Annotated in this window: 22 protein-coding genes; 9 read left to right on the top strand and 13 right to left on the bottom strand. The window is 71.3% G+C overall.

What is annotated here, in order from left to right:
- Positions 1-5 precede the first annotated feature (5 nt).
- Complete coding sequence (locus ACK1X7_RS07730) at positions 6-578, top strand: YceI family protein (protein WP_413114846.1); 573 nt, start codon at positions 6-8, stop codon at positions 576-578.
- 62 nt (positions 579-640) lie between these two features.
- Here ACK1X7_RS07730 and ACK1X7_RS07725 read toward each other — a convergent pair whose 3' ends face one another.
- The 4 genes from ACK1X7_RS07725 to ACK1X7_RS07710 form a co-directional block, all read right to left on the bottom strand.
- Positions 641-2,161, bottom strand: coding sequence for a sulfatase family protein (locus tag ACK1X7_RS07725; protein ID WP_413114845.1), 1,521 nt, complete (start codon positions 2,159-2,161; stop codon positions 641-643).
- Positions 2,162-2,284: 123 nt separating this feature from the next.
- Positions 2,285-3,283, bottom strand: a complete 999-nt coding sequence (locus tag ACK1X7_RS07720) for an MsnO8 family LLM class oxidoreductase (RefSeq protein ID WP_413114844.1) — start codon at positions 3,281-3,283, stop codon at positions 2,285-2,287.
- Positions 3,284-3,370: 87 nt separating this feature from the next.
- Positions 3,371-5,020 (bottom strand): bifunctional 3-(3-hydroxy-phenyl)propionate/3-hydroxycinnamic acid hydroxylase, encoded by a 1,650-nt coding sequence (locus ACK1X7_RS07715; protein ID WP_413114843.1) that lies wholly within the window; start codon positions 5,018-5,020, stop codon positions 3,371-3,373.
- Positions 5,017-5,790, bottom strand: coding sequence for an arylamine N-acetyltransferase family protein (locus tag ACK1X7_RS07710; RefSeq protein WP_361510338.1), 774 nt, complete (start codon positions 5,788-5,790; stop codon positions 5,017-5,019). The genes ACK1X7_RS07715 and ACK1X7_RS07710 overlap by 4 nt, the downstream gene beginning before the upstream one ends.
- Before the next feature lie 258 nt (positions 5,791-6,048).
- Between ACK1X7_RS07710 and ACK1X7_RS07705 the strand changes: the two genes are divergently transcribed.
- The 4 genes from ACK1X7_RS07705 (at position 6,049) to ACK1X7_RS07690 (ending at position 12,676) form a co-directional block, all read left to right on the top strand.
- Positions 6,049-7,281 carry a cytochrome P450 gene (locus ACK1X7_RS07705; RefSeq protein ID WP_385139685.1) on the top strand — a complete coding sequence of 411 codons (1,233 nt, stop codon included), beginning with the start codon at positions 6,049-6,051 and terminating at the stop codon, positions 7,279-7,281.
- Positions 7,282-7,354: 73 nt separating this feature from the next.
- Complete coding sequence (locus ACK1X7_RS07700; protein ID WP_361510344.1) at positions 7,355-8,161, top strand: methyltransferase domain-containing protein; 807 nt, start codon at positions 7,355-7,357, stop codon at positions 8,159-8,161.
- Between the two features lie 184 nt (positions 8,162-8,345).
- Positions 8,346-8,786, top strand: coding sequence for a PPOX class F420-dependent oxidoreductase (locus tag ACK1X7_RS07695; RefSeq protein ID WP_385139688.1), 441 nt, complete (start codon positions 8,346-8,348; stop codon positions 8,784-8,786).
- A gap of 68 nt (positions 8,787-8,854) precedes the next feature.
- On the top strand, positions 8,855-12,676 hold the full coding sequence (locus ACK1X7_RS07690) for a CHAT domain-containing protein (protein ID WP_413114842.1): 3,822 nt from the start codon (positions 8,855-8,857) through the stop codon (positions 12,674-12,676).
- 36 nt (positions 12,677-12,712) lie between these two features.
- On the opposite strand, the gene ACK1X7_RS07685 is transcribed toward ACK1X7_RS07690, so the two are convergent.
- Positions 12,713-13,369, bottom strand: a complete 657-nt coding sequence (locus tag ACK1X7_RS07685) for a maleylpyruvate isomerase N-terminal domain-containing protein (RefSeq protein ID WP_413114841.1) — start codon at positions 13,367-13,369, stop codon at positions 12,713-12,715.
- Between the two features lie 130 nt (positions 13,370-13,499).
- Complete coding sequence (locus ACK1X7_RS07680) at positions 13,500-13,964, bottom strand: RrF2 family transcriptional regulator (protein WP_385139697.1); 465 nt, start codon at positions 13,962-13,964, stop codon at positions 13,500-13,502.
- 210 nt (positions 13,965-14,174) lie between these two features.
- Here ACK1X7_RS07680 and ACK1X7_RS07675 point away from each other — a divergent pair, with 210 nt between their 5' ends.
- Together ACK1X7_RS07675 and ACK1X7_RS07670 are read left to right on the top strand one after the other, a co-directional pair.
- The gene (locus ACK1X7_RS07675) at positions 14,175-16,934 is read left to right on the top strand and encodes an FAD/NAD(P)-binding protein (RefSeq protein ID WP_413114840.1); all 2,760 of its coding nucleotides are present in this window, start codon (positions 14,175-14,177) and stop codon (positions 16,932-16,934) included.
- 226 nt (positions 16,935-17,160) lie between these two features.
- Positions 17,161-17,679 carry a lytic polysaccharide monooxygenase auxiliary activity family 9 protein gene (locus ACK1X7_RS07670; protein ID WP_385139703.1) on the top strand — a complete coding sequence of 173 codons (519 nt, stop codon included), beginning with the start codon at positions 17,161-17,163 and terminating at the stop codon, positions 17,677-17,679.
- Between the two features lie 84 nt (positions 17,680-17,763).
- Here ACK1X7_RS07670 and ACK1X7_RS07665 read toward each other — a convergent pair whose 3' ends face one another.
- Positions 17,764-18,573, bottom strand: coding sequence for an alpha/beta fold hydrolase (locus ACK1X7_RS07665; RefSeq protein ID WP_413114839.1), 810 nt, complete (start codon positions 18,571-18,573; stop codon positions 17,764-17,766).
- A gap of 53 nt (positions 18,574-18,626) precedes the next feature.
- Entirely contained in the window at positions 18,627-19,085 is a 459-nt protein-coding gene (locus ACK1X7_RS07660; protein WP_385139709.1) for a cupin domain-containing protein, read from the bottom strand.
- 130 nt (positions 19,086-19,215) lie between these two features.
- On the opposite strand from ACK1X7_RS07660, the gene ACK1X7_RS07655 reads away from it, so the two are divergent.
- Positions 19,216-19,821 carry a TetR/AcrR family transcriptional regulator gene (locus ACK1X7_RS07655; protein ID WP_390792683.1) on the top strand — a complete coding sequence of 202 codons (606 nt, stop codon included), beginning with the start codon at positions 19,216-19,218 and terminating at the stop codon, positions 19,819-19,821.
- A 43-nt stretch (positions 19,822-19,864) separates the two neighbouring features.
- On the opposite strand, the gene ACK1X7_RS07650 is transcribed toward ACK1X7_RS07655, so the two are convergent.
- Complete coding sequence (locus tag ACK1X7_RS07650; protein WP_385139715.1) at positions 19,865-21,088, bottom strand: DUF418 domain-containing protein; 1,224 nt, start codon at positions 21,086-21,088, stop codon at positions 19,865-19,867.
- A gap of 163 nt (positions 21,089-21,251) precedes the next feature.
- Here ACK1X7_RS07650 and ACK1X7_RS07645 point away from each other — a divergent pair, with 163 nt between their 5' ends.
- Positions 21,252-22,049, top strand: a complete 798-nt coding sequence (locus tag ACK1X7_RS07645; protein WP_398160429.1) for a TetR/AcrR family transcriptional regulator — start codon at positions 21,252-21,254, stop codon at positions 22,047-22,049.
- 76 nt (positions 22,050-22,125) lie between these two features.
- On the opposite strand, the gene ACK1X7_RS07640 is transcribed toward ACK1X7_RS07645, so the two are convergent.
- The 4 genes from ACK1X7_RS07640 to ACK1X7_RS07625 form a co-directional block, all read right to left on the bottom strand.
- Positions 22,126-22,587, bottom strand: coding sequence for an ATP-binding protein (locus ACK1X7_RS07640; protein ID WP_385139721.1), 462 nt, complete (start codon positions 22,585-22,587; stop codon positions 22,126-22,128).
- A gap of 89 nt (positions 22,588-22,676) precedes the next feature.
- The gene (locus tag ACK1X7_RS07635) at positions 22,677-23,711 is read right to left on the bottom strand and encodes an ABC transporter substrate-binding protein (RefSeq protein WP_390792685.1); all 1,035 of its coding nucleotides are present in this window, start codon (positions 23,709-23,711) and stop codon (positions 22,677-22,679) included.
- 84 nt (positions 23,712-23,795) lie between these two features.
- Positions 23,796-24,593 carry an ABC transporter ATP-binding protein gene (locus tag ACK1X7_RS07630; RefSeq protein ID WP_398160425.1) on the bottom strand — a complete coding sequence of 266 codons (798 nt, stop codon included), beginning with the start codon at positions 24,591-24,593 and terminating at the stop codon, positions 23,796-23,798.
- The gene (locus tag ACK1X7_RS07625) at positions 24,566-25,375 is read right to left on the bottom strand and encodes an ABC transporter permease (RefSeq protein WP_385139730.1); all 810 of its coding nucleotides are present in this window, start codon (positions 25,373-25,375) and stop codon (positions 24,566-24,568) included. The genes ACK1X7_RS07630 and ACK1X7_RS07625 overlap by 28 nt, the downstream gene beginning before the upstream one ends.
- Positions 25,376-25,406: the final 31 nt, after the last annotated feature.

Here is a 25,406-nt window from a genome sequence, read left to right as displayed (position 1 = left end):
TTACTGTGACATTGAGCGACGGAAGCCATCGCCTCGGGCCGCCGGGCGGCCGACTGCTGATCAAGACCAGCCGCACCGGGCTCGGCCGGAGGGCGGGGCACGATCTGACGATCGAGGCCACCCGGTGGTCCGGGGAGGCGACGGTGGCCGGCGGCGCCCCCGAGGAGTCGTCGGTGACCGTGACGGTCGAGACGGACTCGCTGAGCGTCCGGGAGGCGACCGGCGGGCTGAAGCCCCTCAGCGACGGCGACCGGGCCGAGATCGAGCGGACGCTGGAGGGCAAGGGGCTGCTGCACACCGCGGAGCACCCCACGATCACCTTCCGCTCCACCCACATCACCGGAACGCCCGAGTCCTTCGAGATCATGGGCGACCTCACCATCAAGGGCCGGACCCACCCGGTGACGGTGCACGGGAGCGGCGATCCCGCAGGGACGGTGCGCGGCTGGGCGTCCGTCACCCAGTCCACCTGGGGCATCAAGCCGTACAGCGCGTTCCTGGGTGCGCTGAAGCTGTCCGACGAGGTCCGCATCGAGTTCGAAGCGACCGGGCCGGAATCGGCACCCGGCCCCGGATAGCGCCCGGCCCCGGATAGCGCCCGGCCCCGGATAGCGGCCGGGGCCGGGTACCGGAGGCGCCGCTAGCTCTGCGTCCGGGACGCGGCCTGGCAGCTTTCCGCGCCCTGGCATCGCTGGAGCGCGGTGAGGGTGTGGTGCAGAGCGGCCCGCTGGGCGGCCGAGAGCGACGCCGCCCGGTTGGTCAACTGGTCGGGGTCGGAGCCCAGCGCATAGAACTCGCGCTCCCCATCGGCGTATTCGACATAGAGGGAGTCGTCGGTCCGCATCGCCGCGTAGGTCGGCGGGTCGCCGCTGTCCTTGGGCGCCGCGTCGGGATCACCCTTCTTGGACGTCGCGTGATGGTGCTCGACCAGGACGGCCTGGCGCCACTCGTCCTCCGTCCGGCCGTGCATCAGGTCGCCGAGGCTGTGCCCGTCCACGGTCGACGGCGGCTCCACGCCCGCGAGGTCCAGGAAGGTGGGGTTGATGTCGACGTTCTCCGCGAGCTGTGACACGTTCTCACCGGCCGGAACGCCGGGCCCGGTGACCATCATCGGCACCTTGACGTCGGTGTCGTAGGCGGTCTGCTTTCCCGGGCGGAGCCGGTGTTCGCCCATGTGGAAGCCGTTGTCGGAGCCGAATACGAGGTAGGTGTCGTCCGCCAGGCCCTTCTCCTCGAGTGTCTTCTCCAACTGACCGATCATGGCGTCGACCGCCTGGACGGAGCGCACCCGCTTGGCGAACTTCCGGTCGGTCTCCTCCTTCTCCTTCGCCGTCAGTGGCGACAAGGAGCGCTGCCACTTCGGCGCGTTGCGAGTGGCCTTGTCGTAGGCGTCGGTCCGGGGCGCCTTGAGCCCGGGGAACGTGTCCTTGTCGCGCGGCGCGGGTGTGGCGGGGCCGTGCGGTGCGAACGTGGCCACCTCCAGCATGAACGGCTTCTTCGCATCCGCCGAGGAGCCGATGAAGGAGGTCGCCTTCTTCGACAGCACATCCGTCAGATAGTCCTGGGGGGCCTTCCCATACGGCACGACCTCGCCGTTCTCGTTCAGGTCGTACTTGTACTCCGGGTAGCCGTCCCCGGCCACATCCCACTCGTCCCAGCCGGAGGGGACATACGGCTTGGAGGTGCCGTTCTTGTCGGCCGGCTGGTATCCGTTGAGGTACTTGCCCATGAATCCGGTGCGGTAGCCGGCGCGCTGAAGCGCGGGCCCGAAGGTCTTCTCCTCGTTGCGGTTCTTCATGAACGCGCCGTAGCCGCCGTCGTCGCCGGTGTTGGTGAAGACCCCGGTGTTGTGCGGGTACTGACCGGTGAGGAGGGAGGTACGCGACGGACAGCACAGCGAGTCCGTGGCGAAGAAGTTCGTGAAGGTCGTCCCCTCCTTCCGCATCTGCCGTACGTGCGGCATGTACTCCACGAGATTCCACGCCAGATCGTCCGTGAGGACGTACACGATGTTGGGCTTCTTGCCCGAGCCGGAGGCGTCGGCCGCGGGCGAGTCACCTTCGGTGGCCGCGCTCACCACTCTCGCGCACGAGGCCAGCAAGGCGATGGCCAGAGCCGCACACAAGGCGGCGAGGACACGTGGACGGCGACTGCCGAACATGGCGCAACCTCCTACGAGTTGGGCGTCTTCGTCGCTCGGACCGTAGGAGAGGGCTTTGTGTGATTCTTGTGAGGCATCCGCCGGGCCCGGGGTGGGCCCGGCGTGCCTGCCGTGGAGACGCGGTCAGTGCTGCGGAGTCGTGGCAGACGGCGCGGCGGCGTGTTCCTTGACGAGTTCGTACGAGCGCAGCCGGGCCGCCAGCGCGTAGACCGGCGTGGCCAGCATCAGCTCGTCCGCCCCGGTCGCGTCCGCCACTTCCGCCAGCCGCCGCACCACGGTCGCGGGCGTACCGTACGCCTGCTGGGACCGGAAGGCCGCCAGCGCCTGCCGGTCCTCCGCCGTGAACGGGTGCACGGACGCCTCTTCGGGCGAGGGGAACGGAGCCTCGCTGTGCCCCTTGAGGAGCCCGGCCTTGACCACATCCATCGGGCCGGACAGCCGCGCCGCCTCCTCCGGGGTCTCGGCGCAGATCGTTTCCACGCACACCAGCACCCGGGGGCTCGCGCACCACGGGGACGGTGCGAAGTGCGCACGGTAGTGGCCGAGCGCGGCGAGGGTGTTGTCGGGGCGGATGTGATGGGCGAAGGCCAGGGGCAGGCCGAGCCGCGCGGCGAGCGCGGCACCGGCGGTGCTGGAGGCCAGCAGCCACGGCTCCGGCAGCGGGTCGAGCGCGACCTCCTCGACCAGGAACCGCAGCGTCGCCGCCACGTCGTCCCGGTACCCGTCGTCCGTCGTCGGCCCGGCGCCGCGCCGCAGCGCCCGGGCCGTGGACTCGTCGAAGGTGCCGGGGCCCCGGCCGATGCCCAGGTCGATCCGGTCGGGGTGCAGCGCGGCGAGGGTGCCGAACTGCTCCGCCAGCATGATGGGGGCGTGGTTGGGGGCGAGAACGCCTCCGGAGCCCAGGCGGATGGCCGATGTCGACGCGGCCGCGTGGGCGGTCAGGACCACGGGTGGGAACGCGCCGATGGCGGGGGAGTGGTGGTGCTCGGCATACCAGAGTCGGTGGTAGCCGAGGGCGTCGAGACGCTGCGCGAAGGCGGTGGTGTCACGTAGCGTGTCCACGGCTCGCGTACCAGTCTGGACCATGGCGACTTCCAGCGCGGAGAGCGGCACATCGATCATGCAGCGAGCATACGGAGTGCCGGTAGCCTCAGGCAGCCGTTCGCCCAACGGCCGGTGACCGGGTCGCCCACGCGGGGCGCGGAGAGGTCACCCCGGGGCCACCGCGCCGAGCTGCCGCTCCAAGTCCTCCACCAGCGCGGGCAGTTCGTCCGTCCGCCCGGCGATGCCGAACAGGTAGAAGTCCGGGCGCACCAGCGCCGCCACCGCCCCCAGCCCGGTCAGGTAGGGCAGATACCGGCCCTCCACATCCACCACATCCCGCGGCCCCACGTCGCCCGCGGGCGTGTCCGCGGGCACGATGCGCACCACTCGGGCCCCGATGCTGTCGAGGAACTTCAGCCGCCGTGTGCCCAGCACCGGCACCGCGTCCTGACCGCAGAGCAGGGCGAAGCCCGTGCCCACCACGTCGTCGAACAGCCCGGTCCGGTCGTGGTGGCCCACCCGCCACTGCGGCGCGGCCTCACCGGCGTACGGCACCGGCCGGCCCTGCGCGTCCCGCCGCAGCACCCCGTCGGCGAGGGGCTTCACCACGGAGCGGCCCGAACCGCGCGGCCCGATGTTCCGCTTCCGCGCCGCCAGCATCGCCGCGTCCCGGTCCGCGGCCGCCTCACGGTCCGTCACACACACCACCCGGCCCAGGCCCACCGACATCTTCACCGCGTGCTGCACATGGTCACGCCGCTCGGTGGTGTACGTGTCCAGCAGCGTCGGCGCCGCCTGGCCACCCAGCACCAGGTCCAGCTTCCAGGCCAGGTTCATCGCGTCCCGGAACCCCGAACACATGCCCTGACCCGCGAACGGCGGCATCACATGCGCCGCGTCCCCGGCCAGGAACATCCGCCCCGACCGCCACCGATGCGCCCACCGGGCCTGGAAGGTGTACACCGCGTGCCGGTCCAGGACGCTGTTGCCGGGGGTCACGTCGAACAGCTTCAGCAGCTCCCAGGCGTGCTCCTCGGTGCCGAACCGGTCCGGCCCGTCCGCGGGCACCCGCATGAACTCGTACCGCCGGTGTCCCGGACCGGCCGACACCGCGGTGCGCGGGCGTGCCGGGTCGCAGATCTGGAGGTTGTTCGGCCGGAACTCGCGCTGCTCGTGCAGCCGTACGTCGCAGACCAGCCAGTCGTGCGAGAACCCCAGATCGGTCATCATGGTGCCGGTGCGCTGCCGCACCAGGCTGTTCGCCCCGTCGCAGCCGACCACCCAGCGGCCGGTGAGGGTCGTCCGCACCCCGTCCGGGCCGACCACGGCCAGGCGCACGTGGTCGCCGCCGTCGGTGAGCTCCACGGCCTCGTACCCGCGCAGGATCCGCAGGGCCGCCAGCGTCTCCCCGCGCTCGATCAGCCCGGTCTCCAGAGCGGGCTGGTAGGCCGACATGGCCTCCGGCCAGGTGCAGTGACCCTGGTCGGCCACCTCGAACTCGATCAGCGTCTCGCCCTTCGCGCTGCGCCAGGCGTAGTCCCGCGACGGCTCGCCGAACTCCCGCAACTGGTCGCCGATCCCGGCCGAGGCCAGGATGCGCGCGGCCTCGCTGTCGAAACCGACCGCACGCGGGAGGTTGAACGGCTTGGGCCAGCGCTCCACCACCGTCACCTGCCACCCGCGCTGCGCCAGCAGCACCGACAGCAACTGCCCCACCGGCCCGTACCCGACCACCAGTACATCGGCCACCGGCGCATCGCCCTGCCCGGTGTCCGCCTCGTGCGCCACCACCATGGCCGCCTCCTTCCCGCTCATGCCCCGGCCAGGATCGAATCGACCACGCTCTGGTACTCGTCCGCCTTCACCAGCACCCTGATGCGCTCCACGCCGTCCTCGACGGTCAGATAGCGCTTGCCGATGAGCACCATCTGCCCGCCGTCGGTGGCCCGGCCGCGAAATGTGGTCCCGGCGAGCACGGAGTCCGCGGCATAGTCGTCCAGCCCGTCCAGCCGCACCAGATCCCACCCGGCCGGATCCGCCCGCTCGGGCCGGAACCGGTAGACCGGCTGCCAGTGGCCGCCCTTGAGCCGCCGCTCCAGCACCCGGTGGCCGCCCCGCCGGGCCACGCGATAGGAGCAGCCGTGCTGATGCTGCTCCTCGTCCGACAGGCGCACCGGCTCCAGATACGACGGGCCGATGAAGCCGACGTCCACGAGATAGGTCTGCCCGTCGAGGACGACCAGATTGAAGGAGTGCTCGTCCTCCGGGCCGAAGCTGCCGTTCGCCAGCCGGACCGCCGCCGTGACCGTGCGCGCGTCGAAGCCGAGTTCCGTCAGCAGGGCGTGGAACAGTCGGTTGAGTTCGTAGCACACCCCGCCATTGCCCCTGGTCACCACATGGTCGAAGACCTCGTCCAGAGGGACACCCGCCAGCCGCCGCGAGGCGGGCAGCCGGTCGGCGGCCGTCGCATTGTCATAGGGGACGGCCATCAGATGCCGCTTGTGCAGGGTCCGGAGGGTGTCCAGGGTCGGCGCACTCTTCCCTTCGGCCCCGATGCGCTGGAGGTACGTCGTCGCGTCGAACATGGTCGTGTCACTTCTCCGTACGTGTGGTCGTCGGCCAGAAGAAACCCGTCGTCGTCGCCACTGATTCTTATGCGGTGAGCACCTGGGCCGCTCCCCTAACCAACCCCCTTACCTCCCCTGACCACTGCCGCCGCCCAAGGCGACGCGGGGCCGTTGGCGGCAGCACCGCCGGAGCAGGGGGGATGAGGGGGCTGGTTAGGGGACCCGCCGAATGCCACCCGGGCAAGAATCCATGCAGGCCAAGGAAGCGAGGAAGCGATGACGGGCATGGATACGCCGGACGAGCATCAGGCCGAGATCGCGGAGTTTCCGATGCGCAGGGCGGCGGGCTGCCCGTTCGATCCGCCCCCCGGCCTACGGGCCATGCAGCGGCAGGGACCACTGACGAAGGTACGGCTGTGGAACGGCAGCACACCGTGGCTGGTGACCCGGCAGGCCGATCAGCGGGCGCTGCTGCGCGACCGGAGGCTCAGCGCCGACTTCACCAAGCCCGGCTACCCGAGTCCCATCCCGATCGACAAGGACGCCACGTTCATCGCCAGCTTCCCGCTCATGGACGACCCCGAACACGCCCGGCTGCGACGGATGGTGCAGGGGCCGTTCGCCGTCAAGCGGGTGGAGGCCATGCGGCCCGCGGTGCAGCGGATCGTGGACGAGGCGATCGACACCATGCTGGCCGGTCCCAACCCGGTCGACCTGGTGACGGCGTTCGCACTGCCCGTGCCCTCCCTGGTGATCTGCGAGCTGCTCGGTGTGCCGTACGACGACCACGCCTTCTTCGAGACGAACAGCGCGGTCATGATCCGGCAGGACGTGACCCCCGAAGAACGGGCGGGGGCCAGCGAGCGGCTGCTCGAGTATCTGCGTGTGCTGCTGCGCGCGAAGACCGCCGACCCCGCGAACGACCTGCTCTCCGCGCTGGCCGCCCAGGTCGAGGCGGGCGAGCTGAGCAGCGAGGAGGCGGTCCAGATGAGCGTGCTGGTCCTCTCCGGCGGACACGAGACCACCGCGAACATGATCGCGCTCGGCACGGTCGCCCTCCTCCAACACCCCGACCAGCTCGCCCTGTTGCGCGACACCGACGATCCCAAGCTCATCGCCTCGGCGGTGGAGGAGTTGCTGCGCTACCTGAACATCTCCCACACCGGAATGCGTAGGGCGGTACTGGAGGACGTCGAGGTGGCCGGGCAGGTCATCCGCGCCGGCGAGGGCGTGATCATGGCCAACGACATCGGCAGCCGGGACCCCGACGCCTTCAGCGGCGACCCCGAGCGGCTGGACCTCCGGCGCGACGCCCGCCGCCACCTGGCCTTCAGCTTCGGGGTGCACCAGTGCCTGGGCCAAACCCTCGCGCGCATGGAGCTCCAGGTCATCTACCGCACCCTCTACCGGCGCATTCCCACACTGAAACTGGCGACCGAACTGGAGAAGATCCCGTTCAAGCACGACGGGATCGTCTACGGCGTCTATGAGCTTCCCGTGGCCTGGTGATGTCCCTCGGACATGCACGTCCGAGCCGCGGGTGGACCAGACAGAGGATCCATCGATCAGGAAGGCAGTGCCCATGCCCGAGTCCACCCTGCCCGTGCCGGTGCCGGAAGCCGTCGGCAAGCTCTACGACGAGATCCTCCAGGAAGAGCTGAGCTACGGCTTCGTCAACCGCCAGCTCCACATCGGCTTCTGGGACGACCCGGAGTCCGACACCCCGTACGAGGAAGCGGCCGTACGGTTCACCGACGTCGTCATCGAGCGCCTCAAGGTGGACGCCACCGCCCATGTCCTCGACCTCGGCTGCGGAGTGGGCGGGCCGGGCCTTCAGATCGTGGAGCGCACCGGCGCCAGGGTCACCGGCATCAGCATCAGCGAGGAGCAGATCAAGGCCGCGAACAAGAACGCCGCCGACGCGGGGTTCGCGGACCGGGCCGTCTTCCGCCACGCCAACGCGATGCAACTCCCCTTCGAGGACGAGAGCTTCGACGCGGTGATGGCGCTGGAGTCGATGGTCCATATGCCCGACCGTGACCAGGTGTTCGGCGAGATCCACCGGGTGCTGCGCCCCGGCGGCCGGCTCGTCCTCACCGAGTTCTTCGAGCGCGGCCCGCGCAAGGCCGAGCGGAACCCGGCCATCGACGGCTTCTGCAAGGTCTCCATGGTGACCCTGCCCGACGTCGACGACTATGTGCCGATGATGCACCGCAGCGGACTGCGGCTGCGAGAGCTGCTGGACATCACCGAGAACACCATGCAGCGCACCTTCCGGGAAATGTCCAACGCCCTCACCGAGATCGACCGCCCCGTCCGCTTCCAGTTGTCCGACCTGCTCGGGGTGGACGAGTTCGGCTGCCTCCTGGCCGTGGCCGGGCGTCCCTGATCAGCCTTCCGCGGCACGACTGATCCTCACCGACACGAGTGAACCTCACCGGCCGACGCCGAGGCGGACCGCCTCGGCGCCGGCCGGCGGGTGTTTGTCCGCGGTCGGGGAGGCAAGGCAGTTCGGAACCCTGGTGGCCGGGTAGCGTTGGACCGCTTGAACGATGAGTAAGGAGCGGAACCGCATGGCTGCCACCCTGGACGAGATCACACGCGCTTGGCTTCAGGAACCCAGGTTCTGGCAAGTGGCCACCCTGAACCCGGACGGGTCGCCGCAGTTGACCCCGATGTGGGCCGACCTGGAGGACGGCCTGGTGGTGATCAACACCTCGGCGGGCCGCATCAAGGAGGAGAACCTTCGGCGCGATCCCCGGGTGTCACTGTGCTGTATGGACACCGAGGATCCATATCACCGGGTGGAGATCCGGGGCCGTGCCGTCCGCTTCGTCGAGGGGGAGCCGGGCGTACACGTCATGGACCGTCTCGCACAGAAGTACCTGGGCACGGAGACATTCCCCTGGCTGGCCCCCGGCGAGGTGCGGGTCGCGGTGTACATCGAGCCGCACCATGTCCACCGCGTCGCAGGCGTCGAGAAGTTCCGGCCCGGAGTGCTGCCGGACGCCTGAGAACACCCCCTGTGCGTGGGAGGCTGGTCGTCAGCGGGTACATGTCCGGGCACCGGGGGGAGTGCGGCATGGAGGACGAGCAAGAGCGCCACGACGACGGCGAGGACGGTGCGCGGGCGCTGCTGAGAGCGTGGGCCGCCATCGCCGCCCGCCAATCGGGCGAGGTGTTGCGCGGAACGGGGGGCGACCCGGGGCGGACCGTCGCGCTGGCCCATCTGATCGAGCACATTGCCGCCATCGAGCACCTGATGCCCGAGGACGATCCGCTCCGGGATGGTTTGGTCCCCTTGCTGGGCGTGCTGATGTGCGTCCGGATCGTCAGCCGTGGCACGGGCGACCAGTCCGACGCCGCCCGGCGCGAACGGGAGTACGCGCTGCGCCATCTGCGCTGGGCCGACCGCACCGGACCGCTGAGCGATCCGCTCGCGGCGAAAGCCCGGGGAGCTCTGCTCCGGCTGCTCGTCCCCGCGCACTACGCGCGGGCCGTGCGGGCGGAGCGGCAAGACCGCCGCCAGGAGCCACGGCTTCGGGTCTCCGGCCTGCGGCCGCTGACCGCGTCCCTCCGGGACGAGCTGTCGGAGGCCAGGGGGGTCATCGAGCGCCTCGCCGGCGGCCCGGACGATCCGGAGCGGCGTCGGGTCCTCGGGTTTCTCACGTCGGAGATCGAGCTGACGCTGTCGTCCGCCTCCGGCTTCTCGGCCCTGTCCGGGGCGCGTTCCCAAGCCGCTGCCGAGCAGCCGGAGCCGACGGGCACGGCGTCTCTCGGGGACGCCGGGGAACACCCCGGTGACCCGCTGGCCGACGCCGTCCAGACCGTGCTGGGCTGGGCCTCCGACGACCTGGCGCGGTTCACGGAGCTCCTGGTGTGGCTGTACAGGACCGCGGACCGCGCCACGGCCTCCCCCGAGGAGGCCGACGGGGAAGTGGCGGCCCTCGGCCTGGACCGACCGGTCTTCGCGCCGCTGCGCGAACTGCTGACCGCGCTCAGATCGGGCGAGGGCGACCCCCGGGCGCTGGCCCAGCGGGTCCGTCACGGCGCGGACGTCGCCCGGCGGGCCCTGGGGGAGCTTCCGCAGCACACACCCGAACGGGCCCGCATCGCCAAGCTGCACGCCGTCCTGCTGGTGCACGCCAACCTCCTGGTGCCCGGCACGATGGACTTCGACGAGGTGGACGAGGCCATGTCGGAGCCGGGACCGGACCCCGACGACCGTCCCGGCGGCCCGGGATACTTCGGCCTGGAGCAGCAGATAACCGCTCTGGTCGATGGCGTACGGGTGTCCCAGACCGGCGATCTGGCACACCTGGAGACCAGCGCCGCCCGGCTTCGGCAGATGATGGCCACCTCGCCCGGGGACGGTGAGAGGGCCACGGCCGCCCGTCGTACCCTGGCCACCGGCCTGGCCGGGCTCGTCCATGAGGCGGCGACACTCGGGGGCAGCCTTCGGGCCGCCGACACCGCCCGGACCATAGGCAGGGAATTGCGCGCCGCCAGCGAGGGCGATGACTCACTGACACTGACGAACAAGCTCACCTTGGTGGTGTTCGCCGCCCAGAACGACCTGGCTCTGGCCCGCCGCAGCGGGGATCCCACCGTGCTGCCGCGCCTGGTCGAGGAGTTGACCGGCCTGCACGCCACCCTGCCGCCTGACCAGGAGAACCGCTTCACCCTCGCCGCCACCCTGGCCGAGGTGCATCAGGAACAGGCCGCCCGCAGCCAGGATCCGGAGGAATTCCGCGCCGCGGCCTGGTACCTGCGGGAGGTCGTGGGGACCGACTCCCGACGGATCGCCCCCATGCTCAGACCGTACTTCCCCGCTCTGCGCGCCTTCGCGCTGATCCGGCTGATCGTGATCGAGCCCAGCCGGGATGCCGCGGACGCGGCCATCGCGGAGGTCCACCGGATCCTCGACGGACCGCAGCCCACCCCGCACGAGGAACTCCGGCTGCGGTATCAGCTCGGCCGGGCCCTGCTGCACGCGGCCCGCCACCTCGATGACCCGGACCTGCTCGATGTGTGCATCACCGAGCTGTCCCAGGTCCGCGAGATGTTCGCCCAGGGACACGGCCTGCCGCACTCCGCCGACACCCTGACGCAGTTGTCCGAAGCCCACTGGCTGCGCCGTCAGCGTGGCGGTCCGAGCGCCGAGGAGGACCGGGAGGCCGCCCTGGCCGCCAGAAGCGAGGCGCTGGTCAGGCTGTCCGCCGACGTTCTCCTTCAACTCGGTTCCGAACACGGCCTGTCCGTGGCCCGCTTCGGGTCGGCACAGGCGCTGTGGCTCGCCTACTGGACCACCGTGTGCGGCCGCCCGGCCGATGCGGTGCACGCGCTGGAACTGGGCCGGGCCCTGGTGCTGCGGGCCGCGGCCGCGTCCCGTGGCATTCCCGAACTCCTCGAAGCCCGGGGACACCCGGACCTGGCCCGGCAGTGGCGCGCCGAACTCGCCACGGACTCGCCCCAGCCCGACGCCACGTACCCGCTCCAGCCCGACCCCGCGGACCCGCTCCAGCCCGACCTCGCGGCCGCGCCGAGCGGCGAGTCCACCGGGCCGGGGATCCCGGGCACACTGCGGCGTAGGGCAATGGAAGCGCTGGGCGCGGGCAGCGGCGCGGACGCCTGGAAACTGCTCGGCCCCCCGGACCTGCCGTCACTGACGGCCGGTCTCACCGCCGCCGGGGCCGACGCACTCGTCTACCTCGTCCCCGGGCAGCGCCCCGGCATGCCCGGCCTCGCTCTGATCCTCCGTTCCGGCACCGGCGACGCGCGGCCCACCGTCCTGAAGCTGCCGCTGCTGACCCCCGGCAGCCCGCCGCTGGAGCGCTACCTCGACGCCACCGCCCGGCGCTCCCGGGCAGCCGCCGACGCCCCGGCCGAGGCGGGCCCGCGGATGGAGCGGGACGGGCAGTGGGAGGCGGCGCTGCGCGACCTGTGCGACTGGGCCTGGCCCGCCGCGATGGGCCCCGTCCTGGCAGCCGTGGGCCCGCTCCACCAGCCGCCGCGGATCGTACTGGTGCCGTGCGGGCCACTCGGCGCGGTCGCCTGGCACGCGGCCCGCACCCCGTACGGGACCGACGGGCGCGAGCACCGGTACGCCTGCGAGGAAGCCGTGCTCAGCTACGCGCCCTCCGGCGGCGAGTTCCTGCGGGCCGCGACCCGGGACCGGCTGCCCACCACCGCCGGGCAGGTGCTGGTCGCCGACCCCGAACTCAGCCTCGTATGGGCCGAGATCGAGGCGGAGGCGCTGCGTGCCGCCTGCTACCCCGACGGCCTCCGCTACGGCGAGTTCCCCACGGCCACCGCCATCGACGCGCCGGGCACCCCCGAGGACATTCTCGCCGTCCTGCCCGGCGGCGGCTCCCCGGTCGCCGTCCTGCACATCTCCTGCCACGCCCTGGCCGGTCCGGATCCCACGCGTTCGGCACTGTGGCTGGCCGCCCCACCGGCCGGTCCCGAGGACGCCGGACGTCTGACCGTGGCCCGCATCCTGGACGGCGCCGCCACCGGGCAGCCGGACACCGCGGGCCCGTTGGTGGTGCTCAGCGCCTGCGAGACGGACCTGAGCACCCGCGACCACGACGAGGCCCTGACCCTGTCCACCGCCCTGATCGCCCGCGGCGCGGCCGATGTCATCGGCTCGCGCTGGGCCGTCCACGACGCCACGACGGCCCTGATGATGGCCGTCTTCCACGACTTCGTCAGCAGGCAGGGCCTCGCCCCGGTGGATGCCCTGCGCGCGGCCCAGCTCTGGATGCTGGACCCACGGCGCGAGCCACCGCCCACCCTCCATGGCGAGCTGTGCGACGAAGCCGTCCGCACCGACCTCGACCGCGTCCACCTCTGGGCCGCCTTCACCCACCAGGGAAACCCGGCGGCCCGGCGCGCGGGATGACACGTATGGCAGGGGGCCACGACGGAGGTCGGCGGCCTATCCGAGGAAGACCGGGAATTTCGCGGCCAGTTCGCCCAGTTCGGCCCGTTCCGCATCGGTTGCGGCTCGCCGTCCGGTGCCGACCAGCAGCGCGTCCGTGTCGGACCAGGACACGGGGAACGCCGCCCCGGCGATCCGCTCCAGCAGCTCGCGTGCCCCGGCGAGGCTCTCGGCGGGCGGTTCCGCCGCGCCCGGCAGGTGTGCGATCAGGTCGAGGTGGTGCAGGGTCCACTCCAGTACATACACGGAGAGGTAGTCGCCCACGGTGAACACCTCGTCGCGGGTGCTGACCCACAGGCCCGGGCCGGCGAGTTCGGCCGCGCGCCCGGCGGCCGAGCCGACGTCGTCGAGGTGGAACTTCAGCAGCCACGGCTCCTCGTACGCGGCGGCCAACCGGACGGTCAGCGCGTCGAGCGGGTCATCGCCGGTCGGCGGCGCTTCGGCGACCTCCCAGTAGGTCACCGCGTCGCGTGTCGGTTCCGTCTCGGCGGGCGTCACAAGGGTGATCAGGACGTCCTGGGCGTCGATGATCAGATGGCACACCAGGTCCCGTACGAGCCAGCCGGCACAGCCGGACGGCCGGGCGAAGTCCTCGTCCGGCAGCTCGGCGACCGCCGTGCGCAACGCCGTCCACGAGCGTGAGAAGAGATCCACGGCCGCAAGCTAGCAGCGCGCGGCCCCGCCCGGCGAGCGATTTCTCCCCCCCCGGCCACGAACGCTGAGTCCGGGCCCGCGAAGGGCAGAGCAGCGCGGCGGCACGGCGAGGCCGGTCGGCCCCGCGCGGTCAGGTGTCGTAGTGGCGGACGTCGTCGAGGTATTCGCGTGCCCGCTCCTTGACCAGCGGGGGCAGTTCACCGGCGGCCAGATCCGCGAAAGTGGTCTTCTCCAGTACCTGCCGCAGACTCGCCCGCACCGCGCGCCACACATCGGGGAGCACCGCCGCCGCTCCCGGGTACTCCAGACCGCTGAGGCCCACATCCCGCACGTTGGCCAGCGGGCCGTCCATGGCGCGGATCGCGTCGGCGAGGGTGATCTCCTTCGCCGGGCGCGCCAGCATATATCCCCCTTCAGGGCCCCGGACACTGCGCACCAGATGGGCCAGGCGCAGCTCCCGCAGGATGCCGAAGAGGAAACGCAGTGGAATGTCCTGCCGGGTCGCCACCTGCTCGGCGGTCAGGGGAGAGCCCTCCGCGGCCGCCAGTTCGGCCATCGCCCGGACGGCATAGTCCGACTTGGCTGTGATCCGCACCTGGGAAAGTTATCACGCACGTCCGTTTCATCGGCCGAGGCACCAAACCGCCAGCTTGGGCACCGGCCTCCGGCCAAGGACTCACCGCCGTTGTGCCATCAGTTCACCAAGTTCATTGAATTGGTGCACTTAGCTGGCTACGGTACCGGTTGCGTGAGCGGGGCACCGGTTCTGCTCGGCCGCCGGTTCCCGGGAAGCAGGAGGTATCACATGGCATCGCCAGAGCCGTGTACGACGTCAGGACCGTGTACGAGGACCGTCGCCATCGTGGGGGCGGGTGCCGCCGGTGCGCTGGTGGCGATCCAGCTCTGCGAGACCGCGGCACGCCGCCGTACCCCGTTCGAACTCCTGCTGATCGACCCGGCCCCGGAGGCCGGGCGTGGCATCGCCTATTCCACCCTTGACTCGCGCCACCGCCTCAATGTGCCCGCGGGCAGGATGAGCTGTTACCCCGACGACCCGGGACACTTCGTGCGGTGGCTGTGCCACCACGGTGAACCGGGCGTGCGCGGCGGCGACTTCGCGGAGCGCTACCGCTACGGCGCCTACCTCGCCGACACCCTCGGGCGAGCGATCATGGCGGCGCAGGGTGTCGTCACCGTCCGCCGGCTGCGTACCCGCGCCACAAGCTGCCGCTGGACCACCGTCCCCGGCGGGGACCCGACGGCCCGGCTGGAGCTGGCCGACGGACGCACCGTCGACGCGCACCGTGTGGTGCTGGCGACCGGGCCGTCCCGTGCGAACTCCGAGTGGGCGCCGGAGGCCCTGCGCGGCAACGAGCGCTTCATCGCCGACCCCTGGGCGCCGGGCGCCCTGGACGCCGCCCTGGGCCAGGGCGACAAGGAGGACGTCCTCCTCGTCGGCACCGGGCTGACCTCGGTGGACATCGCCATGACGCTCGACCGCCCCGGTCGCACGGTGCACACCGTCTCCCGTGGCGGAAGGCTGCCGCAGGCGCATGCGGTGGACCCGCTGCCCGCCGCCGCGTGTACGACACCACTGCACGGCCTGCCCCTGCCCGCGCTGCGCGCCGCGGTACGTCAGCACATCGGCCGCGTCATGCGAACGCACGGCGACTGGCGGCCCGCGGTGGACGGGCTGCGCCCGGTCACGGCCGAGATCTGGGCATCGATGTCCACCGAGGAGCGAGCCGAGTTCGTGGCCCAGTACGGCTCCCTGTGGAACACCCACCGCCACCGTATGCCCCCGGCCACCGCGGAGGCGGTGGGGCGGATGCGCCGCACCCGGCGGATGCGGACGTACCAGGGGCGGCTCGCTTCCACTTCGGCGCGGCCCGACGGCTCCCTGACGGTCTCCCTCGCCACCGGCGACGGCCCGCGAACACTGCCCGTGGGCTGGGTGGTGGACTGTACGGGGCCGGGCCTGCGGCTGTCGGACACGGCCGACCCGCTGTGGCGGAGCCTGCTCGACCAGGGCGCCGCGCTGCCCGGCCCGCTGAGCATGGGCGTGGCCACCGACGACGGACGGTTGCACGGCGCCGACGGCAGCACCACCCGCCCGCTGTGGACTCTCGGCGCTCCCCGCCGTGGCGAGTTGTGGGAGACGACCGCCATTCCGGAGATCCGCGTCCAGGCCGCCACCATCGCCGAGGCCGTCCTCGACCCGTGGACGGCCCCCGCCCTCCCCGCCGGTGGCGGCCCCGCCCGGCGCCGGACACGTCGGCCCACGGACGCCTCCGGTTTCTCCCTCAGTACGCACGCGGCCGCCGCCACCGCCTACCGCCTCGGCGTGGACCGGTTGCTGAAGGTACGGGCCGGGGCCCCGCAGGCGCTCCGCCGCTCCGTGGCGCTCGACCCCGGATTCGCCCTCGGCCATGCCGCGCTCGCGCTCATCGGCCATGAGTGCGGGGCCGACGTGGACGTCTCCCGCGCCCTGGCCGATACCCGGCGCGCGGTGCGCGAGCGGGCCGACGACTATGAGCGCTCCTTCGTGGACGTCGTCGCCCGCCGTGTCCTGCACACGCCCCCGGACGGCGACGCCGCCCTCCTGCGCCACCTGGAGGAGTACCCGGGTGATGCGCTGGCGCTCGCCGTCGCGGTGCCCACCATCGCCTTCTCCGGTCTGCGCGACCTCGACGGCCACACCGCGCTGCGGGTGGTCGAGCGGACCGCCCCGGCGCACGGGGGAAGCTGGTTCCACACGTCCCTGCTCGCCTTCATGCGCCAGGAGGAGGGGCGTTACGACGAGGCCGGAGCCCTGGCCGAGCAGGCGCTGGCCGCCGAACCCGCCTCCGGACACGCGATGCACGCCCTGGCCCATGTGCACTATGAGCGCGGCGACCACGAGGCGGGCCGTGAGCGACTCGGACGATGGCTGGCCCACCAGGGCCGGGGCGGTACCCACCGCGCCCACTTCTCCTGGCACGCCGCCCTGCACGAACTCGCCCTCGAGGACACGGCGGCGGTCCGCCGCCGCTGGGCGGAGCAACTGTCCCCCGGGAAGGTGGACGGGGTGCGCGCGCTGGTGGACTCCGGTTCGCTGCTGTGGCGGGCCCGGTTGGCGGGCGCGTGGCAGGGGCCGTTCCCGATCGGCGACGTTCTGGACATGGCTCCCGTGGACGTCCTGGAGCGTCCCGCCACCGCGTTCGTCGCCCTGCACGCCGCCATCGCCCTCACCGCCGCGGGCGACCTGCCGGGGCTGCGGCGGCTGCGGGTCCACGCCCTGCGCGCCGATGAGGTGCAGCGGAGTGTCATCGCCCCGCTGTGCACGGCGTTCGAGGACATCCTCGAGGAGCGTTGGACCGAGGCGGCACGCGGCTTGGAGCGGTTGCTGCCACGGCTCCCCGGTGTCGGTGGCAGCGCGGCGCAGCGCGAGATCGTCGAGGAGACGCTGCTGTTCGCGCTGGTGTCCGCGGGGCGTTGCGACGCGGCGCGAGGTCGTCTGGAAGAGCGGCTGGACCGCCGTTCGTCCCCGCACGACCGGCGACGGCTGACCGCCCTCTCGTCCTGAGGGCGGTGACGCCGACGGGGATGACAGTGGACCAGACCACATCTGTCCGATGTCTTGACCGTGAACAGACAGACGGTATGGTCTAGACCTAGTGCGGAGCGGTCTCGTGGCCGCCTTTGCGGTCCATGGAGCGTTCCGTCGCAGCCACCCCCCACATCCCCCCACATCCTGACCTTCGGTAAGGGCTTCCCGTCCGGCGTGGTGCCCTCGCCGCTAAGGAGTTGGCATGAACATGAAACGCAGGGTGTCCGTCTTCGTCGGCGCGGGTATAGCGCCCCTGATCGCGCTGAGCCTCCCGGCGGGCGAGGCAAGCGCGCACGGCTACATCTCGAACCCGCCGAGCCGTCAGGCACAGTGTGCCGCCGGGACCGTGGCCTGCGGTGACATCAAGTACGAGCCGCAGAGCGTCGAAGGTCCCAAGGGCCTGACGAGTTGCAGCGGTGGCAATTCGCGGTTCGCCGAACTCGACGACGACAGCAAGGGCTGGGCCGTCACGCCGGTCCCGTCCAAGGCGAGCTTCACCTGGAAACTGACCGCGCGTCACTCGACCAACACCTGGCAGTACTTCGTCGGCGGTCAGAAGATCGCGGAGGTCGACGACGGCGGGGCGCAGCCGGGCGAGACCGTCACCCACCAGGTCGACTTCGGCGGCCTGAAGGGCAAGCAGAAGGTTCTGGCGGTCTGGAACATCGCGGACACCTCCAACGCCTTCTACGCCTGCATCGATGTGAACGTCGGCGGCTGAACGTACGCCGTTGAACGCCGGGCCGGTCGTCGCCAAGGCGGCCGGCCTTCGCCGTGCGCACGGCGTATGCGCGGGGGCGAGGGCTCAGGGGCGCGGCCGACTGGTGGCGTGGGCGTCGGCGAAGTCCCATACCACCGGCAGCAGTTGCCCGGGCGTCTCGGACTGGGGCATATGGCCGGTGCCGGGCAGCAGCCGGAACTCCGCGCCCGGAACGGCCTGGGCGTACGCGCGTCCGTAGTCGGCGTCCACGACCTGATCGCTCGCACCCCATGCCACCAGAGTCGGGTGGGCGACCTTGGCCAGGCGCTCGGCCAGGGTGGGATCGGCCATGGCGTGCGGGCCCGAATACGCCTGGAGCGTGGCGCGGTTGGTGGCCATGACCGCGCGCTGCGCCTCGGAGAGCGCGCTGGGGTCGAAGCGGAACTTCGAGGGGTCGTGGAAGGAGAGACGGGACAGCTCGACCGGCGTCAGGCCGAAGGTGTCGGCGATCGGATGGCCGGGGACGTGGATCCCGACCGCGTTGACGAGGGTGACACTGCTGATCCGGTCGCTGCCCAGCGTCGCCAGTTCGGCGGCGATCCAGCCGCCGATGGAGTTGCCGACGACGGCCACGTCCCGCAGATCGAATGCGTCGAGCAGTTGCGCGTAGACCTGCGCCAGGGTGGTGACATCGGTCAGCCAGCCGGGGCGGGCGGTGCCGTCGAAACCGGGGTGGACGGGGGAGAACACCCTGGCCTGCCGCTGCTCGGCGAGGAGGCCGGCGAACGGGGCGACGGTCTGCGGACCGCCGCCTCCGTGCAGGAGCAGGAAGGGGCGCCCCTGCCGGCCGTGGAGGTCGACCGTGACATCGAGGGGGCCCTGGTCGAGTATCAGGGTGTGAGTGCTGCGGGTCATCTGGATGCTCCTCAAGTGAACTGATTTCTAGGGGAGTTGGCGGGGTCCGGCCGTCAGGCGAAGTCGGTCGCGGGGACCGTGGCGTAGTGGCTCATGGCCTCGACGGTCGCCTCCGGGGTCAGTTCCCGGCCGTCGGCGATCATGTTCCGCAGGTCGCGGAAGTACTGCACATACAGGTCGGGTGTGAAGGTGTTGAGCACCACCGCCTGGGTGTCGCCGTGGTTGGCGAAGGTGTGCGGGGCGCCGGGCGGGATCATCACGAGCGTGCCCGCCGGGGCCACATGGGTCGTCTCCCCGACGGTGAAGTGCACGGTGCCGGAGATGACGTAGAAGCCCTCGTCGTGTTCGGCGTGTCGGTGCTGGGGCGGCCCCTCGGTGTGCGGGGCGATGCTGATCTCTCCGATTCCGAGGCGGTGTCCGGTGGTGCTGCCGTCTTCGAGGATGCGCATCCGGGTGGGGCCGAGCTGGATCGCCTCGCCGTCGTCCGGGCCGACCACGGAAACCCTGTTCATCGCTGCCTCCTTCGTGAGAGCTGACTCTCATGAGAGTAGAGAGAGCGAGCCTCGTTATGCAAGTCCACTCTCACGATGAGAGCGTGTTGCTACGATGGTGGCTGGAGCGAACAGGAGGAGGGGTTCTGCGATGACTGCGCAGGCGGGCACCGGCCGCATCAACCAGAAGCAGCGCACCCGCACGGCGATCGTGGCGGCGGCCCGCGAACTCATCGGCACGGGCGCAGAGGTGACCATGCCACTGGTGGCCCGCGCGGCGCTGGTGTCGGAGGCCACCGCGTACCGGTACTTCCCCGACCTCCACTCGCTGATCAGCGAGGCGTTGTCCGGTGTCTGGCCGCCTCCCGCCGAGGCGCTCGCGCCGGTCGCGGACTCCGCCGACCCCGTCGAGCGCACCGCCTTCGCCTGCGAGTTCCTGCTCCGCGGGGTGCTCGCCCGCGAGGGGGCGGTGCGGGCGATGATCGCGGCCACCATCACCAGGCCCGCCACCGCGACCGCGCGGCCCGGAATCCGTTTCGGGCTGATCGACCATGCGCTCCGGCCGCTCGACGGCACCCTCGGGGTGACGGATCCGGAAGCGTTCGCCCAGCTCAAACGGGATCTGGCGGTGGTCGTGAGCGCCGAGGCGCTCTTCACCCTCATGGATCTGTGCGGGCTCGATCCGCAGACCGCCGTGGACAGCGCAGTGCGCACCGCGACCAGCTTGACGCAGGCCGCGGTGCGCACGATCGAGTAGCGGTTCGGGGAGCCGCCAAGCGCCGCCAAGCGCCACCAAGTGGCTACCGGGGTCCGTACGTAAGCCTCCGCAACACCTTCTCGGCGGGCCCCGGAAGCGAACGGCGCTGGAGGAGATGGGCCCCGGCCACCGTGGCGAGCCAGACCAGGACGGCGCTCAGGAATGCGGTGAGCGTCGGGCTGCCGGTGCGCTCGCCGAGCGCGAGGGCGAAGGGGGACAGCAGCAGCACCCATGCGAGCGACTGGAACAGATAGCCGCTCAACGACCGCTGGCCCAGGGCCGCGAGCGCCGCCACGGGAAGCTTCGGCCGTGCGTCGGGGCGGGCCTTCGACAGCCGCAGGGCGAGCAGCCCGAAGAGCGCCACGTAGCCGGGGCCGCCGAACTGGCCGCTCACTTCGTACAGCATCAGGAAGGCGTCCGCGGTGGCGCCGTCGACATGCACGAATCCCGCGCTGACGAGGCCGATCGGCGCCCCGCCCGCGAAGGCGATGCCGAGCGCGATCACGGCGGTGCGGATCAGCAGTCGCCGGTGCCGGGCCGGGTCCTCCAGTACGCCACGGCGCGCGGCCCACGCGCCCAGCCAGACGATCACGATGAACGGCACGACGGTCAGCGTGTGGATCGGCCACTCGCCGAGCCGGTCGGCCACGGACGCGGCGTAGTCGGGGGCCGAGAGCGAATCGACACCGTCCGTCGGCACGGCGGCGGACCCTGATGTGCTTTTCGTGGCGTGGTACGCGGCGATGGCCGCCACCACGGCGACGTAGACCACCATCCAGCCCCACAGCCACAGCACGACGCGCTGCACCCGTTCGCCGCGGCGCAGCAGCAACAGGGTGAAGAGGATGCCGACGATGCCGTAGGCCCCGAGGAAGTCACCGAAGTTGAGCAGTGCGGCGTGCACGAGGCCGAAGGCGATGAGCCACGCGTTGCGCCTCAGCAGCACCGAGCGCGCCGCGCCGGGCCCGGCGCCCTGGGCGTCCTGCCTGCGGGTGAGCTGCACCAGCCCGTAGCCGAACATCACGGCGAACATCGGATAGGCGCGAGCGTGCACGAAGACGAACATGACGAGGTTGAACCCCCGCTCCCAGCCGTGGGGGGACGCCTCGGCGCCCGGCTGGTTGCCGAAGGTGAACACCGCGGCGTTCGCGAGCGCGATGAACAACAGCATGGTGCCCCGGGCCAGGTCGGGCGCCAGGGCCCGTTCGGTCCGGCGCACCGGGCCCCGGGCGGGGCCCGGTGCATGGGACTGCGTTATGGCTGTCACCTGGAACTCTCTCCGTCCTGACATGAGGGCCCATGGGGCAACGGGACATGAGCGAGCCCTCGGCGCTCGCTTAGTATAAGGGAGATTCTATATGGGGAAAACTAAGTAGCCGTGCGCCATGATGTACCTGGTGAGCAACCGAGGTACGAGAAGGAGAAGCGCCATGTCGGCCGACCAGGAGGAGGCGCCCGCCGAGCTGGCCCGCCTGTGGAGGCTCCCGGTATCGGCCTCGGGCCTCGGCCGGCCCGCCGCGCTCGACACCGAGCGCGTGGTGCGTACGGGGGTGGAGTTGGCGGACCGCGATGGGCTGGCGGGCGCGACGCTGCCGAAGATCGCGAAGCAACTGGGCGTCTCCCCGATGTCCCTCTACCGCCACGTCGGATCCAAGGACGAGCTGCTCGTCCTCATGCGGGACCTGGCGCTCGGCGTTCCGCCCGAGGTCGAGACCGCTCCTGGCCGATGGCGTGCGGGGCTACGGCAGTGGACCGTCGCCCAGCGGCTGGTCAACCACGATCGCCCCTGGCTTCCCCGGCTCCCCATCGCGGGGCCGCCGATGGGACCTCATGAGATCGCGTGGATGGAAGCGGGCCTGAGCGCGCTGAGCGGCACGGAACTCGACTGGGCCGCGAAGGTCGGCAGTCTGACCCTGCTCAGCGGCTATGTGCGCCACGCCTCCCTGCTCGCCCAGGAACACGCGCAGGGCAGGAGCGAGACGGGCCTGAGTCAGGAGGAGGCCGAACGGGCCTACGGCAGGACCCTGGCGCGGCTCATCACCCCGGACCGCTTTCCGCAGGTGGCGCTGCTTTTCTCAGCGGGCCTGTTCGAGGCGGCGCCCGATGGCGCGTACGACGATCCGGCGACCGACCATGACTTCGTCTTCGGCCTCGAACGCGTCCTCGACGGGATCGCCGTGGCCGTCGACCGTGCGCGGACGGGGGAGGGGGAGGAGGCGACGCCGTAACGCGGGAGCTTGTGCGGCTTCCCGGCTCGGGCCCGGTGGCCCGGGCGGCGCGTCGTCAGGTGGGTGGCGTAGCAGGTCAACTCGGTGTCGGGGCAGCGGCATGCCCCCTCGCCCGCCCCCGCCGGGCGACGATCGCGTTCACGGTCTTGCCGCCCGGCTCCTCGGTGACGGCCGTGGCCGTGGCCATGTCGCAGATCATCGCCCAGCCGAATCCGCCGCCCTCGCCGCGGACATCCGGAGTCCGCCGATGGGGCGGTACGCGGCTGGCATCACCCACGGCGATGGCGATGGCATCGGGGTGCGCCGACAGGCGCAGCGAGCAGAACCGGCCGCCCGAGTGCCGTACGGCATTGGTGACAAGCTCCGAGACCACCAGCACCACCGCCTCGGCGGCACCCTGATCGGGCGCCGGACGCAGGCTTTCCAGGAAGGTGCCGGTGAGTTGCCGTGCGTGCGAGGCCGCTTCGGGACGGCACTCCAGGGTTGCCCGCAGCGCGGACGGCGGGGTAGCCGTCCGCTGGGCCGTGGCGGTGTGCATGACGCTCACCTCGTTTCATCGGGTGCGTTTCGCGCGTTTTGACGATGCAGACGCGCTTACCCGATGGAACGCTTCCGAAAAGGGCGTCCTCAGGATCCCTTTCCATAGGTGCGCGGTGCGGAGGTGGACGGCGGCAGATCGCCGTTGAAGCGGGTGTCCACGTAATCGGCGAACCGGAAGCGGCGCGGGGTGAGCTTCAGCTTCGCGAAGGTGTCCGCGATCTCCTGCTCCGAGGCGACGGCGGGCTTGTCGACCGCGACGTACACCCGGGTGCCGTTGGTCCGCTTCACGGAGTCCAGCGCCACCTGGTACGGCAGCCCGGTCTCCTTGCCCCACACCTTGGCCCACGCCTCGGGGTGCTTGTAGACCCAGTCCTGGGCCCGGCGCAGCCGCCCGAGATAGTCCTTGATGACCTTCGCCTTCTTCGCGTCGCCGAGGGACGAGGGGTTGGCGACCTGGAAGTTGAGGCCGTTGACCACGCCCTTGCCCGTGGTGAGGACCCGGCCGTCCGACTGGCGCAGCGCCTGGGAGGTGTACGGGTCCCAGACGGCCCAGGCGTCCACCTTGCCGCGGGTGAACGCGGCCAGGGCGTCGGCGGGCTGAAGGAACTTGACCTGTACGTCCTTGATCGAGAGCCCGGCCTTGGCGAGCGAGGCGACCAGTTGGTAGTGGGCCGAGCTGCCCTGCGCGACCGCCACCGACTTGCCCTTGAGGTCGGTGGTCCTCTTCAGCGGCGACCCCTTCTTGACCAGGATCGCCTCGCCGTCGGCCGTGCCGTGCTTGGCGGCCACGACCTTGATGTCCGACTTGGCGGCCGCGGCGAAGACGGGCGGGGTGTTGCCGACCCCGCCGATGTCCACGGCCTTGGCGCTCACGGCCTCCAGGATCGGCGGGCCGGAGGTGAACGTGGACCACTTGATCTTGTAGGGGAGGTTGTCGAGCTGCCCGGCGGCGCGCAGCACCGCCTCGTCGTTGCCCTTCTGGTCCCCGACGTTGAGGGTCACATCGCCCTTGCCGTCGGTGTTGCCGGAGGAACCGGAGCCGTTGTGCGGCGACGAGCTGACGCATGCGGACAGCAGCAGGGCGAGGGGGAGGGACAGGGCGGGGAGGATGCGCCGTCTCATGTCAGCGGGGTCCGTTCGGGTAGTACGTGTGAGGTTCGGGAAGATCGCGAGAGGGCGCGATCGAGGGGGAAGAACCAGGCGCCGTCAGGCGACCTTGTGGACGGCCGGCTCGGGCGCCTTCACACCCAGCCGGTCCAGAAGCTCGGTGCGCAGCTCGGCGAGGAGCGGATCGGCGATATCGCGCGGCCGGTCCCGGTCCACCCGGACCTGATGCGCGATGACGCCCCCGTCCATCACCAGGACACGGTCGGCGAGCAGCAGCGCCTCCTCCACGTCATGCGTGACCAGCAGCACCGCGCAGCCGCGCCGCTGCCACAACTCGCCGACCAGTTGCTGGGCCGTGATCCGGGTGAGCGCGTCCAGCGCGCCGAACGGCTCGTCCAGCAGCAGCAGATCGGGCTCGCGCACCAGCGCACGGGCGAGTGAGGCGCGCTGGGCCTCACCGCCGGAGAGAGTCTTGGGCCAGGCGTCGACGCGGTGACCGAGACCGACCTCCGTCAGCGCCTGCTCGGCCACGGCCCGCCCCGGGCGGCCGGGCAGCCCGAGCAGCACATTGCGCCAGACCCGCTTCCAGGGCATCAGCCGTGGCGCCTGGAAGGCGACGGCCTTGCGGCGTGGCACCAGCACCTCGCCCGCGATCTCCCGGTCGAGCCCGGCGAGCACGCGTAGCAGGGTGGACTTGCCGCAGCCGCTGCGGCCGAGCAGTGCCACGAACTCGCCCGTCTCGACGTCGAGTTGGAGGTTGTCGATGACCGCTCGGCCGTCGAACGAGCGGGTCAGCGAGCGAACCCGCACCGCCGCGTCGCCGCTCTCGCCCGGCACCTTCTCCTTCGCCAACTCCCCCTTCAGGGAGTTCACTTGCCGGTGAAGTTCGGTCGCCATTGCAGCAGCAGCCTCTCCAGAGTGCGGACGATGAAATCGGCGAGCAGGCCGAGGGCGGCGTAGACGATCAGGCAGACCACGATCACATCGGTCTGGAAGAACTCCCGCGCACGGTTGAGCAGAAAGCCGATCCCGTCATCGGCGTTGATGGTTTCGCCGAAGACCAGTGCCAGCCAGGCGGTGGCGAGCGAGTAGCGCAGCCCGGTCATCGCGCCGGGAAGCGCCCCGGGCAGCACCACATGGCGGATCAGCCCCCAGCGGCCGAGCCCCAGGGCGGTACCGGCCTCGATGAGCTGGGCGTCCACGCCCCGGATGCCCGCGTAGACGTTGAGATAGAGATGGAAGGTGACGCCCAGCGCGATGAGCGCGATCTTCGGGGCCTCGCCGATGCCCATCCAGATGATGAACAGCGGGATCATGCCGACCCAGGGGATGCTGCGCAGCATCTGCACGCTCGCGTCGACGAGGTCCTCGCCGAGCCGGGAGAGCCCGGAGATCAGCGCGAGCGCGACGCCGACCACCCCGCCGATCACCAGCCCGATCAGCACCCGTTGCACCGACACCAGCATGGCGTGCGGGAGGGTGCCATCCCCCAGCAGGTCGGAGGCGGTACCGGCGATGGTGCCGGGCGAGGCCAGGATGTCGGAGGGCAACACACCGGTGGCGCTGGACACTTGCCAGAGCACCAGCAGCAGAAGGGGTCCGGTCGTGCGGCGCAGCCAGCGCGGCACGGGGCGGCGGCGCGCGGAGAGCGGCACGACCGGTTCGAGAACCGGGGACATGGGGGCTCCACAAAAGGGGTACGCCTCAACG

Origin of the sequence: Streptomyces sp. CY-1 (genome assembly GCF_047218265.1) — a bacterium.
GTDB lineage: Bacteria > Actinomycetota > Actinomycetes > Streptomycetales > Streptomycetaceae > Streptomyces > Streptomyces niphimycinicus.
Note: the sequence above shows the minus strand (reverse complement) of the source record. Positions and strands in the feature narration are given on the sequence as shown.